This is a genomic window from Idiomarina sp., from assembly GCF_048260185.1.
Taxonomy (GTDB): Bacteria; Pseudomonadota; Gammaproteobacteria; order Enterobacterales; family Alteromonadaceae; genus Idiomarina.
In genome coordinates, this window is record NZ_JBLXHB010000005.1 from 43,283 (window position 1) to 59,800 (window position 16,518).

Below are 16,518 nucleotides of genomic sequence, written 5' to 3' on the forward strand. Positions count from 1 at the left end.
TTGCCCGGTATTAACCGAGCAGTTCACGTAAATAAACAAACAACTGACGGGCCGCGACCGGTGGTTTTTCTTCGGCCCGTTGTTTTTCGGCAAGACGAATAAGCTGACGCAGTTTTTGGCGGTCAGCATGAGGGTGCTCTTCAATAAATGCTTGCAGAGCATCGTCGCCTTCATGCAGCAGTTTATCGCGAGTTGTTTCAATCTCGTGAAAAATGGATGTTTGCTGCTGATGTGCATTTTTTAAATTATTTAAGGCTTGCTCAATAGGCGCGATATCACGTAAGCGCATGAGCTTGCCAATAAATTGAAGCTGACGACGGTAGCCTTCGTGTTTGTTACGAATTTTACGGGCAAGCAAAACGGCATCGCGCAGCTCATCATCCAGTGGCATTTTTGTTAACTGGCTGTCAGTTAAATTGACAAGTTGAGTCCCTAGCTCCTGGCGTTCAGCCATTTCGCGTTTTTTTTGGGACTTGCTGACGAAGTCGTCAGATTGTTCAGGATTTTCGGCTGGGCGTTTCGGCATAAGTTCGATTCATTAGCGCTACAAAGCCGTCAGTTTAGCAGTGAGGAGAGTTTTTTGATAGTACAACTGAGTGACTTACAGGTTCAAATGAAGCAGGTAGAAAGTGCTGTTAAAGAAGCACTGCGACTGGCTGAAGCAAAAGGCGTCAGTTCTGCTGAATGCTCAATCAGTCACAGCTCAGGTATTTCGGTTGGAACCCGCCTGGGCGAAGTCGAAACCGTAGAGTTTAATCAGGATGGGGCACTGGGCATCAGCGTCTACCGTGGTAACCAGAAAGGTTCGGCATCAACTACAGACTTGTCGGAACAGGCCATTAGTGCTGCGGTCGACAAGGCTTGTGACATTGCCCGTTTTACCTCTCCGGATCCATACAATGGTTTGGCTCCGGCAGAATTAATGGCAACCGATGTACCCGATTTAGACTTGTGCCATCCGGGTGACCAGAGCGCAGAGTATGCCATAAAGCAGGCCTTGGCCTGCGAGAAACACGCGCTGAACCTGGACGAGCGCATTGTTAACTCTGATGGTGCACATTATGGCAGCCACACAGGTTTTCGTGTTTATGGTAATAGCCATGGTTTTATTGGCGGTTACTTGCAGTCGCGGCATAACCTCAGTTGCGTTTTGATAGCCAAAGAGGGCGACAAAATGCAGCGCGACATGAGTTATTCTGTTGCCCGCAAAATGCACGAATTAAAATCTGCCGAGAGTGTTGCCGAAGAGGCCGCCGCAGAAACCTTGTCGCGCTTAGGAGCACGCAAAGTACCAACGGCTAAAGTGCCGGTTATTTTCCGGGCTGACGTGGCAGGGAGTTTGTTTGGACACATGGTCAGTGCCATAAGCGGTGGTAATTTGTATCGCAAGTCCAGTTTCCTGCTTGATCATTTAGGCAAATCGGTTCTGCCAGAATGGCTGAGCATTCAGGAGAAACCGCATATTATCGGTGGCCTGGCGAGCTCACCGTTCGATGCGGAAGGTTTGGCGACAAAGGATAGAGAAATTATTACCGACGGGGTGCTGCAAACCTACCTGTTAACCAGCTATGCCGCACGTAAATTGGATATGCAGCCTACGGGTCACGCAGGTGGTATCCACAACTGGCGGGTAACACAGCAGGACAACTCGTTAGCGCAGTTATGCAAAAAAATGGGTACAGGCTTGCTGGTAACCGAATTGATGGGGCAGGGCGTGAACATGGTTAATGGTGACTATTCGCGTGGAGCGGCCGGCTTCTGGGTTGAGAACGGTGAAATTCAGTATCCGGTAGAAGAAGTGACCATTGCCGGTAACTTAAAAGACATGCTGGCGAACATTGTTGCTATAGGTAATGACACCGACGAACGCCATGCGCTGCATACCGGCTCAGTGTTATTAGAGCAAATGAGTATTGCCGGCAATTAAAAAGACAGGAAGTTAAGACAGTAACAAGGTTGCTGAGCCAAGGAAGGCAAAGATACCGACCACGTCAGTGACTGTGGTCAGAATGACCCCGCCAGCCAGCGCGGGGTCAATATTAAAGCGCTTCAGAACCAGCGGTATGGTCGCACCGGCCAAAGCTGCCGCGACTAAGTTCATCATCATGGCAAAGGCAATAATACCGCCAACCAGCCAGTCTTGTTTCCACAGCGCCACGACAGCCGCAATCAGTACCGACCAGATAATACCGTTTAAGAAGCCAATGGCCAGCTCTTTACCGATAAGCCATCGGGAGTTACTGGTGCCTATGTGACCCAGTGCCATTCCTCGTATCACCAGAGTTAATGTCTGGCTACCGGCTATGCCGCCCATACTGGGTACAATGGTGTTTAAAATAGCCAGCACCGCCATTTGTGCCAGTATGTCTTCAAATAATGAGCTGACCATAGCAGCCAGTAAGGCTGTAACCAGGTTCACCGCCAACCATACCGTACGGCGTCGGGTACTTTTTAATACCGGAGCGAAAGTATCTTCGTCATCTTCCAGACCCGCCATGCTCAACATGGAGTGCTGGGCTTCTTCGCGAATAATATCGACCACGTCATCGATGGTTATACGGCCCACTAGCTGCTGTTCATTATCGACGACCGGCGCAGATACCCAGTCATGACGTTCGAACAGTTTTGCGACTTCCGTTTCATCCATAGTCACGGGTATGGTGGTAATATCGGCCGACATAATCTCGTCAATGCGACGGCTGGGGTCAATAGTCAACAACTGGGTTAAAGTAATTTCACCAATCAGTTTTTCATGACGATCCACGACGTAGAGTTTATCGGTGGCTTCAGGGAGCTCACCTTTAAGGCGTAAATAACGCAGTACAACATCGATAGTGACGTCCGAGCGCAAGGTGATGGTATCGGTGTTCATGATTCCACCGGCGCTGTCTTCGGCGTATGAGAGCGCGGTTTCCGCACGTTCCCGGTCGCTTTCGTCCATGGACTTCAGAACTTGCTGATAGACTGGCTCAGGTAAGCCCCGCAAAACGTAGGCAAGGTCATCGGTGTCCATGCCTTCGGTGGCCGCGGCAAGGTTCTCCGGCGCCATTTGGCGGATAATATCTTTCTGAACCTCTTCGTTCAGTTCCTCAAGGATTTCACCGTGTTCTTCTACGTCAACCAGTTTCCAGACAATGGAACGGCTTTTGGGCGGCGAGGATTCCAACAGCAATGCCACATCGCATGCCGGCATATTATGCAGCATACGGCGGGCAGCAACGAACATACCATCGGACAGCGCGGAGTTAACCTCCTGAATGCGCTGCATGGCATATTCTTTGTCGGAAAGCTCTGCAATCATGCTTACTCGTCTTCCTCGAAGCGATCTTCAAACAAAGCACTAACGGCATCCAGTGCTGCTTGTGCGTCTTTTCCTTCGGCACAGACTTCAACAGTTTTACCCTGTTGACTGGCCAGTAGCATCAGGCACATAACGCTGGCAGCGTTAACGCATTGCTCACCCTGAGTCACCGTGATGTCCGACTCAAACTCCTGCGTTAATTGCGCTAACTTTGTTGCTGCACGTGCGTGCAAGCCTAGTTTATTGCGAATAATTAACTTTCTGCAAACTTTATCCATGGGTTTTTAGTTCCCGGTGTCTGACCTGAACCTTTACGGCTTTTTGTTCAAAACGCTCGGCTAACTGCTGAGAAATATAAACCGAACGGTGCTGACCGCCAGTGCAGCCCGTAGCTATGGTCAGGTAGCTGCGATTGCTGCGCTGAAAGTGCGGCAGCCAGGTATCGAGAAAGTTTTCCAACTGATAAATAAACTTAGTCACCAGGGGTTCCTGGCGAAAGAAAATCTGCACGTCGGTATCCAGGCCGGTGAGCAGCTTGAGCTCGGGCTGCCAGTGCGGATTGGGTAAAATGCGCGCATCAAAGACAAAGTCAGCGTCTTTGGGTAAACCATACTTAAAGCCAAAAGACTGAAACACAATAATCAGCTTTTTATCGGCTCTTCCCAGTACCCGTTCAGTGACCTGTTCACTTAACTGATGCAGTGATAAGTCACTGCTGTCGAGGCGCCAGGTTGCTCTCTCCATAATGGGTTCAAGCATTTTATGTTCGGCCTGAAGCGCTTCCAGCAAAGGCAGTTCTTTTTGCGACAACGGATGCAGACGCCGAGTTTCGCCAAAACGCTTTAGTAAGGTGTTGTCATCAGAGTCAATAAACAGAATTTCCGGTTCAACACCTTTGGGCAAAAAGCTCAAAGAGTCCAGTAACTCTTCGGAGTGCTCCGGTAAGTTGCGAACATCAATGCTAATGGCTATTTTTTGATACTGCTCGATGACCGCATGTACCAGCGTTGGCAGCAGGCTTATGGGTAAATTATCAACGCAATAAAAGCCTAAATCCTCCAGTACGCGCAGAGCAATTGTCTTACCTGAACCGGAGCGACCACTAACAATGATCAGTTGCATGGCGACTGTTCACCTTCGCCCACAAATAATTGATATAACGCTTTATCAGAATCTGCGTGGCGCAGTGCGCGGGTACAGTCTTTGTCGTTCATTCTTCTGGCCACCGTGGCCAATGTTTGTAGATGGTTCTCGTGCTCTGACTCGGGTACCAGAAGCGCGAAGATAATATCGACAGGCTGATTGTCAATAGAATCGAATTCGATAGGTTCGTCTAAAGTCAGTAATACCGCTACCGGATGATTCGCATTAGGTAAACGGCCATGAGGAATTGCGATACCTAAGCCAATTCCCGTACTGCCTAAACGTTCACGGTTTAACAGGCTCTCAAAAATGTCATGACGGGTAATGCCAGACAGCTTAGGGGCTACGATTTGACTAATGGTTTCAAGTAGTCGTTTTTTACTTGCGCCCTCGACTGCACACTTGGTGCAGTCGGGGCTTAACAATTCACTCAGTTGCATGGATTAATGTTGTTTCATTTTCTCTTTGTGTTTAATCACCTGACGGTCCAGTTTATTAATTAAACCGTCGATGGCCGCGTACATATCTTCGTGTTTTGCATCGGCGAAAAGCTCACCGCCATTCACGTGCAGCGTAGCTTCCGCTTTTTGAATCGTTTTTTCAACATTTAGGATGACGTGAACATTAGTTATATGGTCAAAATGTCTTTCCAGCTTGGCAAATTTTGTGTCCACGTAGTCACGCAGAGCTTCGGTAATATCGATGTGATGACCGGTCAAATTAATTTGCATAACGTCTTCCTTCTGCAGTTAACAAAGTTACAAAAGACTTTTGCGTTGGCTCGATGATGGAATGTTTAACGATTCCCGATACTTCGCAATTGTCCTTCTTGCTACTTGGATACCTTGTTCGGCTATCAGTTCAGCAATCTTACTGTCACTTAACGGTTTACTGCGATTTTCAGCAGCGACCATCTTCTTAATTAAAGCACGTATTGCCGTACTTGAACACTCGCCACCACCCTCTGTACTGACATGACTTGAGAAAAAATATTTCAACTCAAATACGCCACTTGGGCAGTGTAAGTATTTTTGCGTCGTTACGCGTGAAATCGTACTTTCATGCATATCCACGGCTTCAGCAACATCGTTCAGGACCATGGGCTTCATCGCTTCTTCACCATGCTCAAAAAAGCCCTGCTGGCGCTGTACTATGCAATTGGCCACTTTCAGCAGCGTGTCGTTTCTGCTTTCCAGGCTTTTTATGAACCAGCGCGCTTCTTGCGTATGGTTCTTTATGTACTGGCTGTCGGCTACTGACTTCGCTGCTTTGCTTAAAGCTGCGTATTCTTCGTTCACTTTTAACTTAGGTACGCTGTCCGGGTTTAATTCGACCATCCAGCGACCATTTTTTTTTGTAACGGCCACATCGGGAATAACATATTCAACAGGTTGCTGTGCAACTTGCTCGCCCGGGTGCGGATGTAACTGTTGAATTAACCGCATAGTCTGGCGTAAATCGTCTTCCGATAACTTCAGTTTACGCTGAATGGTGCGAAAATCGCGACTGCCGAGTAAGTCCATATGTTCAGTTACTAAGCATAAAGCAACTTCTTTGTATTCAGTGTCGTCGCTCAGTTGGCGTAATTGAATGGCAAGGCATTCGCTGACGCTGCGAGCGCCGACGCCAATGGGGTCAAAATGTTGAATACGCTTAAGCACCATGCAGACTTCTTCTGCTTCAACTTCGGGCAGTCGCACGGCCTCAATAATTTCATTAACATCAACCATCAGATAGCCGTTGTCGTCTATGGCCTCGATAATGGCTTCAGCTATGGCGGTGTCTTCTTCTGAAAAATGAGAAAGTTGCATCTGCCAAAGCAAATGATCTTGCAAAGATTCGCTGGTAGAGCCCTGGTAAACTTCAAAGTCGCCGTCGAAGGATTTACCTGAAGAGGCCGCGCCGTTGGCTGGGGTATGACTGGAGTAGGTGTCGTCCCAACTGCTGTCGACCGGTAGCTCGTCAGGCATTTCCTGAGTTTTTATAACGTCGGATGTTTCCCGCTGACTGTCGTCTCTTTCTTCAATGTTGCGGGTTTCGGGTTGGTCGGCGTCGCTACTGGTTTCACCTTCAACCTCCAGCAATGGGTTGCTGTCTAACGCATCCTGAATTTCTGACTGAAGATCGAGCGAGGAAAGCTGCAGCAGGCGAATGGCCTGTTGGAGTTGTGGCGTCATGGTCAGGTGCTGACCAATTTTTAGCTGCAGACTTTGCTTCATAATGACTGTCCCGGTATCACGTTATAGGGTGAACTGCTCACCGAGGTAAACGTCTCTAACCTGTTGATTCGATAATATACTTTCTGCATCCCCACTGGCAATAAGCTCACCATGACTGACAATATAAGCGTGTTCACAAACAGACAATGTCTCGCGCACATTGTGGTCGGTAATAAGTACACCAATACCACGTTGCTTCAAATGTTCAACAATCTTTTTAATATCAATAACCGAAATAGGGTCAACACCGGCAAAAGGCTCATCCAGCAAAATAAACGTAGGCTCTGCGGCTAAAGCGCGGGCAATTTCAACCCGGCGGCGTTCACCCCCGGACAGACTCATGCCCTGGCTGTTTGCTATGTGCCCAATATGAAACTCTTCCAGCAAAGCATCAAGCTGCTCTTCACGTTCGTTGGTTGAGAGTTCTTTACGAGTCTCCAGAATGGCCATCAGGTTATCGCGCACGGTTAATTTGCGAAAAATGGAAGCCTCCTGCGGCAAATAACCAATACCTCTGCGTGCTCGTTCATGCATTGGCAGCAAGGTAAGGTCATTGTCGTCCAGCAGAATTTGACCTTTATCGCTATTAACCAAACCGACAATCATATAGAAGGTTGTTGTTTTGCCTGCGCCGTTGGGGCCCAGTAAACCAATAACCTGCCCTTGGCTGACTTCCAGACTGACGTCCTTAACGACTTGTCGGCTTTTATAGCTTTTGGCTAAATGTTTGACTCGTAAAGTTGCCATATTAAGGGTTCTCGTTATTTTTTTCGTCGGTGTCAGTTTTTGGTTTAGGCGTGAAAATAGTGATAACACGGCTGTCTTCTTCGTCTGAGCTACTTGCCGTTACCGTTTGTTTATCTAAATCATAGGTAATTAAACTGCCGCTTGAGCTACTACTGCCTTGAGATATGCGTGCGTCGCCGCTCAGCTCCAGTCGCTGTTCTGCTTGAAAGTAGGTTATTTTTTTTGCTTCGGCATTAATTTCGTTGCCGTCGTCCAGCGTCTGGCTATAAGTAGCAGGAGTACCCTCTGCAATAAAAATGTCTGCCTGCTCAGCGCTCTCGCTGGCGGACGCCTCCAGCCTATCTGCACGAATCAATAAGGTGCCTTGACGAATAATAACGTTGTCCGTTAAAACCAGACGGTTATTTTTAATATCAAGTTCTTCCTTACTCGACTCAACTTCCATTGGCTTACTAAAGTCAGACTTACCCTGAGCCATAACTGCTGACGGTATTAAGGCAACCAGGATGAGTTTACTCAGCAGGCTGGAAAATCGTTTTAACATGTCTTTTTAGCTCCATTCGTTCAGCTTTCAGGTCCGCAGTCATACCGTTACCCCGAATTAATAGTCGTGGTCCGTGAATGCTTACCGGATGTTCGGTGCTCATTGATTCATTTTTTAAATCAACAATCAGGTATTCGGTTAACACTTGCTCGATGTGAGTATCCGGCTCTAACGCAAGGATTTCAACATTGTGCTCCAAAATCAGGGTTTGATCGTCATAGAAAGTTCCTTGCGTGGCACTGACCTCCCAAAGTTCTTCACCTTGTTCAGAAAATACCGTATAAACCGGACGCTTAAGTTCGGTCAGACCAATCTGGTTATAGTGAGACATCTTCTCAGACTTGATCTTGTGAGCCAGTAAGCCGTCACTTTTGAAAATCCGCGTTTCCAACCCAAAAGCGGTAAAATCAGGCTGCATCGTACGTGTCGTAGCCGCTTTGCTACCGTCAGCGTCATCGCTAAAAGGGCGCCAGACAAGCAATAGCCCGGCACCGAATAATAAAATGAGAATGACAGTAACGCGTCGGCTCACACACTGGCTCCTGTCGCCAGGTGCAGTTGTCCTTGACTGAGCATGATTAAATCACAGACTTCGCGCACGGCACCATGTCCGCCATGACAACGTGAAATATAATCGGCCTGCTGTTGCACCGATGCGTGAGCATCCTGGACTGCAATACCCAGACCCGCAGCTTTAATTAAAGCTAAGTCGGGGGTATCGTCGCCAACATAAGCAACTTGTTCTGCGCTAAGACCTAGCTTTGTCAGAAGCTCATCGAAAGCGGCTGTTTTATCGTTCTGCCCTTGATAAATAAAGCCGACATCTAAATGTTCCATGCGATGTTCAACAATGCGTGAGGTTCGTCCGGTAATGACTGCTGTTTCGACTCCTGACTTTTTCAACGCTTTCATACCAAAGCCATCCCGGGTGTGAAAGGCTTTCAATTCTTCACCATCATTGCCTAAATAAATGCGGCCGTCGGAGAACACTCCGTCCACGTCCAGCACCAGCAGCTTTATCTCGGAAAAGCGTTTAAACAGGCTTTTTTCAATGTCGCCGTACCAGGTATTAATACATTCCATCAGAGCACTCCCGCCTGCAGTAAATCATGCATGTTCATTGCGCCACAAGGCTGTCCATCGTCGTTGGTAATAATCAGCCCATTTATTTTTCGATCCTGCATGAGTTTTAATGCCTCAGCGGCCAGCATATCCTCGTTCGCTGTAATACAGGAACGGGTCATAACTTCTGCTATTGGAGTCTTATGAACATCAATTCGGTTATCTAAAATTCGACGTAAATCTCCGTCTGTAAAAATACCGGCCAGGCGCTGGCTTTCATCAACTATCGCGGTCATACCTAAGCCTTTACGCGACATTTCCAGTAACGCATCACTAATAATAGCGTCGGCTGGAATAACCGGAACGCGTTCGCCAGTGTGCATAACGTCATGTAGCCGCAGTAACAGGCGTTTACCCAGCGAGCCGCCGGGGTGTGACAGCGCAAAATCGTCGGCGGTAAAACCGCGGGCATTAAGCAGCGCAACCGCCATAGCATCGCCCATAACCAGCGTTGCTGTTGTGGAAGCCGTAGGGGCCAACCCGAGCGGACAGGCTTCTTGCTCAACCGCGATACAAACATGAGTATCAGCCAGTCGGGCCAGAGTGGAGCCGGGCTTGCCGGTCATTGAAATTAAAGGTACGCCCAGACGCTTAATGACCGGAATAATGTTCAGCACTTCTGCCGTTTCACCGCTGTTCGATATCGCAATGACCACATCCTGAGCCGCAACCATGCCTAAATCTCCGTGGCTGGCTTCGCCCGGATGCACAAAAAACGCTGGTGTGCCGGTAGAGGCAAGTGTTGCTGCTATTTTCCCACCTATATGGCCGGATTTCCCCATGCCGGTGACAATAACTCGGCCTTTGCAGTTAAACAGGGTTTGGCAGGCGGCATCGAAATTATCATCCAAATATTGATACAGGCCTTCAATAGCCTTCTTTTCGATATCCAGTACTTGTTCGCCCAGTAGCCGAAAGTTCTGGGTGACTTGTTTCATTGTCATGCCTCTGGCGTTGTGCTTTTGCCCTGTATAATACGTCATTCGGTACAACTCTGCCTACCGTACACAGGTAAATCTTGTATTTTATTACAAAAATAATTACTATACCAACCAGACGGTTGATAAAGTCAGTGCAGGTAAAGTGAATACACCATGATAGAGAAAAAAGGCGCAGGGCGACCCAGCAACAGAGACGCTATTCTGGATGCCGCTGATCAGTTGGTCGCTGCAGAGGGTGCAGGGCATCTGACGTTTGACGCCTTGAGCCAGACGACGGGCATCAGCAAAGGTGGTTTGCTTTATCATTTCAAGAGCAAAGACTGTTTGCTTCAGGCTATGTTAAAACGCCGCGTTGAACGTTATGAAGCACTTCGCGAACAATATCACCATCAGTATGCCGATGACCCAAAAGGCGAATTAAAAAGTATTTTATTAGCAGCGCTTGATACGGACGCTGAATGTTCACGGCTAGGCAGTGGCATGCTGGCTGCCGCCGCGACTAACCCGGAGTTGTTAGGTCCGTTAAAAGAACATGTCGCACTGACTTTGCAGCGGCTGGAACGTATTGCCGGAAGCAAAGTTGGTAAAACTTTGTTTTATGCCGTTCATGGTGCGCGGTTGTTTGAGCAACTCAATTTGTGTGACGCCTGCGTGCATGAACGTGAAGATTTTGCACAATATTTACTGAAGCTTGTCGACGAATTGACAGAAATAGAATCAATTCGCTGATAAAATTTGCAACACTTTTTCGGTATCAGACATTACCGACAGTCGTTAAAATAAAGGCTGATAAACTCGTAACAGGAAACTGTCGTGACAAACTTGGTAGAACTTAAAGATCTGACTTTTGCGCATGGAAGCCATAGGGTCTATGACGGCCTGTCGTTAGATGTTCCGAAAGGCAAAATGGTTGCGGTCATGGGCCCGAGCGGTATTGGTAAAACGACGTTGTTGCGCCTTATCGGTGGGCAGCTTAAGCCTGATAGCGGCAGTATCAAAGTGGCCGGAGAGGAAGTCCCGCAGTTAAAACGCGATGCGTTGTATCAGTTACGCAAGCGCATGAGTATGTTGTTTCAAAGTGGTGCGCTGTTCACCGATATGTCGGTTTACGAGAATGTCGCCTTTCCACTGCGCGAACATACCGACTTACCCGAAGAAATTATTCGCAGTGTGGTTTTAATGAAGCTGGAAGCGGTGGGCTTGCGTGGTGCGCGCCACCTTATGCCGTCAGAACTGTCTGGTGGTATGGCTCGTAGAGCTGCTCTGGCAAGGGCAATAGCTTTGGATCCCGACTTAATTTTGTACGATGAACCTTTTGCTGGCCAGGATCCCATCTCGATGGCGGTAATCGTAAAGCTTATTAAATCTTTGAATGAATCTCTGGGTTTAACCTCTATTGTTGTATCGCACGACGTAAAAGAAGTGTTGTCGATTGCGGATTACGCTTATGTCATTGCTGACAAGAAAGTGGTTGGCAAGGGAACTCCGGAAGAGCTCCGTAATAATGACACGGCAATTATTAAGCAGTTTTTAAACGGTGCGCCAGATGGCCCCGTAGCATTTCATTATTCAGATGATGATTTTACAACGGACTTATTAAGGGGCGAGGGATGATCCAATTTATACGATCTGTCGGTCGCCAGGTGCTGGATAGCCTGGCGGGTATTGGATATGCCTTAGCCATGTTAATGGGTGCCATTATTGGTAAGCCGCAACCGGCTAAGTCCTGGCCGCTCTTTATTAAACAAATGTATGTTGTCGGCGTGTTGTCGATGCTTATCGTTACTGTCAGTGGCTTATTTATCGGTATGGTGCTGGGCTTGCAGGGCTATACTATTTTAGTTGATTACGGCGCAGAGCAAAGCTTGGGTCCTATGGTTGCGCTGTCGTTATTGCGTGAGTTGGGGCCTGTAGTGACAGGGCTTTTATTTGCCGGGCGAGCGGGTTCCGCATTAACTGCTGAAATTGGCCTTATGAAAGCCACGGAACAGCTGTCCAGTCTGGAGATGATGGCGGTTGACCCGTTGCGTCGTGTGATAGCCCCTCGGTTCTGGGCTGGTGTGGTTAGTATGCCGTTGCTGGCGCTGATGTTCTCAGCGGTCGGAATTTACGGCGGTTACTTGGTCGGCTCTGGCTGGCTGGGTGTCGATGAAGGGGCCTTTTGGTCAGTCATGCAGTCGGCTGTCGATTGGCAGGATGATCTCCTGAACGGCATTATTAAGTCTATTGTATTTGCTTTTGTTGTTACTTGGATAGCTTTGTATAAAGGTTATCGTTCGGTACCAACCTCTGCGGGAATCAGCGCTGCGACAACGTCTACGGTAGTGACCGCGTCGTTGGCAATTCTAGGACTCGATTTTATTCTTACAGCTATCATGTTTGGTGGATAACCATGGAATCAAGAAAAACACAGTTATGGGTAGGCGTTTTCGTTGTCGTCGGTATTTTGGCTTTGTTCTTTATCGCATTAAGAGCAGCCAGCGGCACTATGACGACATCGGGTGACAGTTACACCCTGTACGCTAAGTTCGACAATATTGGTAGTCTGAAAGTCCGCTCGCCGGTGAAAGTCGGTGGCGTCGTTGTAGGTCGTGTTACCGATATTTCATTGTCGGGCGACTACTATGAACCACGGGTGGCAATGAGTATTAGCAAAGATTACGATAAGTTTTCTGAGACCAGCACATTATCGGTGCTGACTTCGGGCCTGTTGGGTGAGCAATATCTTGGGCTTGAACCCGGCTTTATCGATGACAGCGTTGATACGCTGGAAGACGGCGATACCATTACTGATACTAAATCAGCATTGGTTTTAGAGAACCTGATAGGCCAATTCCTGTTCAGTCAGGGCAATGATTAAGTGGTAAGGAGAGCACCATGGCAGTAAAACAATGGATAATGGCAGTTGCGGCGACCTTAGTATTGGTTGCATCCGCGTCAGCCGATTTAATTCGTAACGATGATCCGCAGGAATTGCTGAAAGCCGTTGCAGAAAAAACTTTTGATAGAATAGCTTCGGACAGAGATAAAATTGACGCTGATCCTAATTACTTAAAGGAAATCGTTAAAGACGAGATGATGCCATACGTCGATAATATGTATGCGTCGAAGAAAGTATTAGGCCGTTACTTGCGTGACACGACAAAAGAACAGCGCGAGCGTTTTTATCGTGCATTTTACGATTATTTAGTTGCTACGTATGCTCGTGCCTTTACACAGTATGACGAGGACAAGCATAGCGTTTCTTTTGAACCGAGCGCAGACCTTGCGGATGATGCGCGTTCAGCAGTAGTGCGCACTAGAGTAAAAGAAGAAGGGCGTCCTGAAATTCGCCTGGATTTCCGTATCCGTTACGATTCTGATGAAGAAATTTGGAAGGCTTACGATTTAGTTGTTGAAGGCGTTAGCCTGCTGAACAGTAAGCAAAGTGAAATTTCTTCAGTTATCCGTGCCAATGGCATTGATAAAACCATCGAGCTGATTGAAAAGAAAGCGTCTGATCCTATTAAAGCTGATGAAGAAGTTGAAAATCCAGCAGAGGGACTCTAATGAGTGCTCAGCAGACAGACTTAACATCGGTTAAAGTTAGCGATGATAAAACACTGGTGTTCAGCGGCTCATTGACTCGCCACAGTGTTGCTAAACTGTGGTCTCAGCGCAAAAGTTGGTCGGTGGGCAGCGAAACCAAAGTTGACTTAACCGATGTTGAGGTTATTGATACAGCAGGCGTTGCTTTTTTGCTTGAAATTCTCAAGTTGATTGGCGACGGCAAAGGGCCGTTAACCTGCATTGGGGCATCTGAGCAACTAAAACAAATTGCCCGCGTTAGTGGCGTTGAGTCATTGCTTTCGTTAAGCTAGGCGGTCTTATTAACTTTTAAGCCAACGGCAGATAACAATGAATACTGAAGAACTAAAAACTTTGCTGAACGATGCGCTTTCTCTGGAAGAGCTACTGGTTAAAGCTGAAGGCGCAAATGTCGAAATTATTGCTGTCAGTGAAGACTTTAAAGATATGAGTCGTGTTAAGCGTCAGCAAGCCGTGTATGGTCCTCTAAACCCGTTGATTGCCGACGGTTCAATCCATGCCGTATCGATAAAAGCATACACGCCTGAAGACTGGGCGCGTGATAAAAAATTAATGATGCCATAAGGTTGTTGGTTAGTTGATGGATAAATTTAAAATACGTGGTGGCCAACCTTTGTCTGGTTCGGTCACTATTTCAGGGGCAAAAAATGCAGCGCTACCTATTTTAATGGCTTCGCTGTTGCCGTCTGAAAAAATAACCTTGTCTAATGTCCCCGACCTTCATGATGTCGACACGACACTGGAGTTATTAGATTGCCTGGGCATTAGTCACAGCAACCTGAATAATAATAGCGTTTGTATTGATCCGACCACGCTGAATCACTTTAAAGCACCTTATGAACTGGTTAAGACTATGCGTGCTTCAATTCTGGTTTTAGGTCCGTTATTAGCCAAAACCGGCAAAGCAGAAGTGTCGCTGCCGGGTGGTTGCGCTATTGGTGCGCGGCCGGTAAATCTTCATATTGAAGGTTTGCGTAAAATGGGCGCGCATATTGATGTTGAGAATGGTTACATCAAAGCGTCGGTAGATGGCCGTCTGCATGGCGCTGAGATTTTGCTGGACACGGTAAGTGTTACCGGCACTGAAAACTTAATGATGGCAGCGGTACTGGCCGAAGGTGAAACGGTTATAGAAAACGCGGCTCGCGAACCTGAAATTATTGATTTAGCAAACTTTCTAAATAGCTTAGGTGCGAACGTCCGTGACGCAGGAAGCGATACCATCCATATTACTGGGGTCAGTAAGCTGCATGGTGGCGAATACAGTGTTATGCCCGACCGTATCGAAACCGGGACTTTTTTAGTTGCCGCATTAGCTACTGGTGGCTCAGTGCGTTGTGAAAAAACTGACCCGGCCAGTCTCGATGCGGTATTGAAAAAGCTGGAAGAAGCTGGCGCGACAATTGATAAGGGTGATGACTGGATAGCGATACAAAGCCATGGACGGCCTAAAGCGGTTAATATTATTACTGCTCCTCACCCGGCGTTTCCAACCGATATGCAAGCTCAGTTTTGCGCGCTGAATGCTATTGCAGAAGGTACTGCTGGTATTCGAGAAACGATATTTGAAAACCGCTTCATGCATATTCCTGAGTTACGGCGCATGGGCGCAAATGTTGAGTCAGAAGGCAATACAGCGTTATGCCACGGGGTTGCTGAATTAACAGGTGCTGAGGTTATGTGTACCGATTTACGGGCATCTGCGTCGCTTGTTATAGCGGGCCTGGTTGCGACCGGAGAAACCGTTGTTGAGCGCATTTACCATATTGACCGGGGCTATGAAGGGATTGAGAAAAAACTTCAGGGCTTAGGTGCCGATATTGAGCGAGTAACGGCTTAGCTGCCGTTTTTACTCGTTATCTGGGTAATTCGGCCACTGTTACAGTGGTCGTCATTCGCTTTTCATCCCGATAAAACTCAACTTCTAACTTCGTACCAGGTTCACTACTGGCTACCCGATCAAGACCCTCGGGTGCAGAGCGAACCGGGTCACCACCAATAGCGATTAAAAAGTCGTTGGGTTGTAGTCCTGCTTTTGCCGCCGGACTGTTTCGTTCGACTTCCGTTATTAATATGCCAGACAGCGACTGCTCTTCGCTAAAGTTAGGGTTAACGCTAATACCAATGTAGCCGCGCACCACTTTACCTTCCTGAATAAGCGTTTTCATTACTTTGCGGGCATTCTCATAAGGTACGGCAAAATAAATGCCTTCGCCGCCGTCCCCGAAAGCCGAATTATAGCGGGCGTTATTGATTCCGATAAGCTCGCCTGCGGTATTAACCAAAGCTCCGCCTGAGGCGCCCTGGTTTATCACTGCGTCCATTTGAATCAAATCGGAATAGGAATTGCTGACACCGACCCGACCACCACTGGCACTGACAATACCTTGTGTAATTGTCTGGCCAATGTTGTATGGATTACCTATGGCAAGAACAATATCACCAACGCGCACGCGTCGCGTCGACTGAACCGGAATTACCGGTAAGTTATCGGCATCAATTTTCAGCACGGCTAAGTCGGTGTAACGGTCACTACCAATTAACTGAGCGGCGTAGCGTCTGCCGTCCTGTAATGCGACTTCAATTTTATCAACGTTATCGACAACATGATGAGCGGTCAGAATATAGCCCTGAGAGTCCATAATAACACCCGAGCCTAAACGCCAGACGCGTGATGACTGAGGTTGATAATAAGAGCCCTGAATTTCGCCCATGCTGTAAATATTCACAACGGCAGGAGCGGCTTTTCGAACGGCCTGATTGAAGGAAGTAATTTCGCTACTGTTTTGTCTTAGTGATTCAGACTGAGCCCAGAAAGGCTTGGAGAGAATAAAAATAGCCGCAACAACTAGGCCTAAGCCAACTGACTGAAGCAAAAATCGTAGAGTTGAAGAAAGTTGTTGCATACCAGCT

22 protein-coding genes are annotated in these 16,518 nt (G+C 47.7%); 9 read left to right on the forward strand and 13 right to left on the reverse strand.

Annotated features, from left to right (window positions below; genetic code table 11):
- Window positions 1-10: 10 nt before the first annotated feature.
- Window positions 11-526 carry a ribosome biogenesis factor YjgA gene (yjgA, locus tag ACN0RF_RS11330; RefSeq protein WP_417439090.1) on the reverse strand — a complete coding sequence of 172 codons (516 nt, stop codon included), beginning with the start codon at window positions 524-526 and terminating at the stop codon, window positions 11-13.
- A 54-nt stretch (window positions 527-580) separates the two neighbouring features.
- Here yjgA and pmbA point away from each other — a divergent pair, with 54 nt between their 5' ends.
- Window positions 581-1,927, forward strand: a complete 1,347-nt coding sequence (pmbA, locus tag ACN0RF_RS11335; protein ID WP_417439091.1) for a metalloprotease PmbA — start codon at window positions 581-583, stop codon at window positions 1,925-1,927.
- A 12-nt stretch (window positions 1,928-1,939) separates the two neighbouring features.
- Here the strand turns inward: pmbA and mgtE are convergent, their stop codons facing one another.
- From mgtE to ACN0RF_RS11390, 11 genes are read right to left on the reverse strand one after another with little or no spacing between them, the layout of a single operon-like run.
- A complete protein-coding gene (mgtE, locus tag ACN0RF_RS11340) occupies window positions 1,940-3,301 on the reverse strand; it encodes a magnesium transporter (RefSeq protein WP_051018712.1) in 1,362 nt (453 codons plus the stop codon).
- 2 nt (window positions 3,302-3,303) lie between these two features.
- A complete protein-coding gene (locus tag ACN0RF_RS11345) occupies window positions 3,304-3,579 on the reverse strand; it encodes an HPr family phosphocarrier protein (RefSeq protein ID WP_011233653.1) in 276 nt (91 codons plus the stop codon).
- Window positions 3,572-4,423, reverse strand: a complete 852-nt coding sequence (gene rapZ, locus ACN0RF_RS11350; protein WP_011233654.1) for an RNase adapter RapZ — start codon at window positions 4,421-4,423, stop codon at window positions 3,572-3,574. The genes ACN0RF_RS11345 and rapZ overlap by 8 nt, the downstream gene beginning before the upstream one ends.
- Window positions 4,414-4,884: a PTS IIA-like nitrogen regulatory protein PtsN gene (gene ptsN / locus ACN0RF_RS11355; RefSeq protein WP_011233655.1), complete on the reverse strand. Its 471-nt coding sequence runs from the start codon at window positions 4,882-4,884 to the stop codon at window positions 4,414-4,416. Before ptsN ends, rapZ begins: the two co-directional genes overlap by 10 nt.
- A gap of 3 nt (window positions 4,885-4,887) precedes the next feature.
- On the reverse strand, window positions 4,888-5,175 hold the full coding sequence (hpf, locus tag ACN0RF_RS11360; protein WP_011233656.1) for a ribosome hibernation promoting factor: 288 nt from the start codon (window positions 5,173-5,175) through the stop codon (window positions 4,888-4,890).
- A gap of 27 nt (window positions 5,176-5,202) precedes the next feature.
- Window positions 5,203-6,663, reverse strand: coding sequence for an RNA polymerase factor sigma-54 (locus tag ACN0RF_RS11365; RefSeq protein ID WP_417439092.1), 1,461 nt, complete (start codon window positions 6,661-6,663; stop codon window positions 5,203-5,205).
- Between the two features lie 21 nt (window positions 6,664-6,684).
- Window positions 6,685-7,410, reverse strand: coding sequence for an LPS export ABC transporter ATP-binding protein (gene lptB / locus ACN0RF_RS11370; RefSeq protein ID WP_011233658.1), 726 nt, complete (start codon window positions 7,408-7,410; stop codon window positions 6,685-6,687).
- 1 nt (window position 7,411) lies between these two features.
- Complete coding sequence (gene lptA, locus ACN0RF_RS11375; RefSeq protein WP_417439093.1) at window positions 7,412-7,954, reverse strand: lipopolysaccharide transport periplasmic protein LptA; 543 nt, start codon at window positions 7,952-7,954, stop codon at window positions 7,412-7,414.
- Window positions 7,923-8,486 carry an LPS export ABC transporter periplasmic protein LptC gene (gene lptC, locus ACN0RF_RS11380; protein WP_417439094.1) on the reverse strand — a complete coding sequence of 188 codons (564 nt, stop codon included), beginning with the start codon at window positions 8,484-8,486 and terminating at the stop codon, window positions 7,923-7,925. Before lptC ends, lptA begins: the two co-directional genes overlap by 32 nt.
- Window positions 8,483-9,037: a 3-deoxy-manno-octulosonate-8-phosphatase KdsC gene (gene kdsC / locus ACN0RF_RS11385; RefSeq protein WP_011233661.1), complete on the reverse strand. Its 555-nt coding sequence runs from the start codon at window positions 9,035-9,037 to the stop codon at window positions 8,483-8,485. The genes lptC and kdsC overlap by 4 nt, the downstream gene beginning before the upstream one ends.
- The gene (locus ACN0RF_RS11390) at window positions 9,037-10,014 is read right to left on the reverse strand and encodes a KpsF/GutQ family sugar-phosphate isomerase (RefSeq protein ID WP_414018941.1); all 978 of its coding nucleotides are present in this window, start codon (window positions 10,012-10,014) and stop codon (window positions 9,037-9,039) included. Before ACN0RF_RS11390 ends, kdsC begins: the two co-directional genes overlap by 1 nt.
- Window positions 10,015-10,170: 156 nt before the next feature.
- Between ACN0RF_RS11390 and ACN0RF_RS11395 the strand changes: the two genes are divergently transcribed.
- The 8 genes from ACN0RF_RS11395 (at window position 10,171) to murA (ending at window position 15,445) form a co-directional block, all read left to right on the forward strand.
- Window positions 10,171-10,746: a TetR/AcrR family transcriptional regulator gene (locus ACN0RF_RS11395; RefSeq protein ID WP_414018908.1), complete on the forward strand. Its 576-nt coding sequence runs from the start codon at window positions 10,171-10,173 to the stop codon at window positions 10,744-10,746.
- A gap of 84 nt (window positions 10,747-10,830) precedes the next feature.
- Complete coding sequence (locus ACN0RF_RS11400; RefSeq protein ID WP_417439095.1) at window positions 10,831-11,631, forward strand: ATP-binding cassette domain-containing protein; 801 nt, start codon at window positions 10,831-10,833, stop codon at window positions 11,629-11,631.
- Entirely contained in the window at window positions 11,628-12,407 is a 780-nt protein-coding gene (gene mlaE / locus ACN0RF_RS11405) for a lipid asymmetry maintenance ABC transporter permease subunit MlaE (RefSeq protein WP_417439096.1), read from the forward strand. Before ACN0RF_RS11400 ends, mlaE begins: the two co-directional genes overlap by 4 nt.
- A gap of 2 nt (window positions 12,408-12,409) precedes the next feature.
- Window positions 12,410-12,877, forward strand: a complete 468-nt coding sequence (gene mlaD / locus ACN0RF_RS11410; RefSeq protein ID WP_417439097.1) for an outer membrane lipid asymmetry maintenance protein MlaD — start codon at window positions 12,410-12,412, stop codon at window positions 12,875-12,877.
- Between the two features lie 17 nt (window positions 12,878-12,894).
- Window positions 12,895-13,566: an MlaC/ttg2D family ABC transporter substrate-binding protein gene (locus ACN0RF_RS11415; RefSeq protein WP_417439098.1), complete on the forward strand. Its 672-nt coding sequence runs from the start codon at window positions 12,895-12,897 to the stop codon at window positions 13,564-13,566.
- On the forward strand, window positions 13,566-13,877 hold the full coding sequence (locus ACN0RF_RS11420) for an STAS domain-containing protein (protein WP_417439099.1): 312 nt from the start codon (window positions 13,566-13,568) through the stop codon (window positions 13,875-13,877). The genes ACN0RF_RS11415 and ACN0RF_RS11420 overlap by 1 nt, the downstream gene beginning before the upstream one ends.
- 37 nt (window positions 13,878-13,914) lie before the next feature.
- Window positions 13,915-14,169, forward strand: coding sequence for a BolA family protein (locus tag ACN0RF_RS11425; protein ID WP_011233669.1), 255 nt, complete (start codon window positions 13,915-13,917; stop codon window positions 14,167-14,169).
- 16 nt (window positions 14,170-14,185) lie between these two features.
- Window positions 14,186-15,445 carry a UDP-N-acetylglucosamine 1-carboxyvinyltransferase gene (murA, locus tag ACN0RF_RS11430; RefSeq protein WP_417439100.1) on the forward strand — a complete coding sequence of 420 codons (1,260 nt, stop codon included), beginning with the start codon at window positions 14,186-14,188 and terminating at the stop codon, window positions 15,443-15,445.
- Window positions 15,446-15,461: 16 nt separating this feature from the next.
- On the opposite strand, the gene ACN0RF_RS11435 is transcribed toward murA, so the two are convergent.
- The gene (locus ACN0RF_RS11435; protein WP_417439101.1) at window positions 15,462-16,511 is read right to left on the reverse strand and encodes a trypsin-like peptidase domain-containing protein; all 1,050 of its coding nucleotides are present in this window, start codon (window positions 16,509-16,511) and stop codon (window positions 15,462-15,464) included.
- Window positions 16,512-16,518 lie beyond the last annotated feature (7 nt).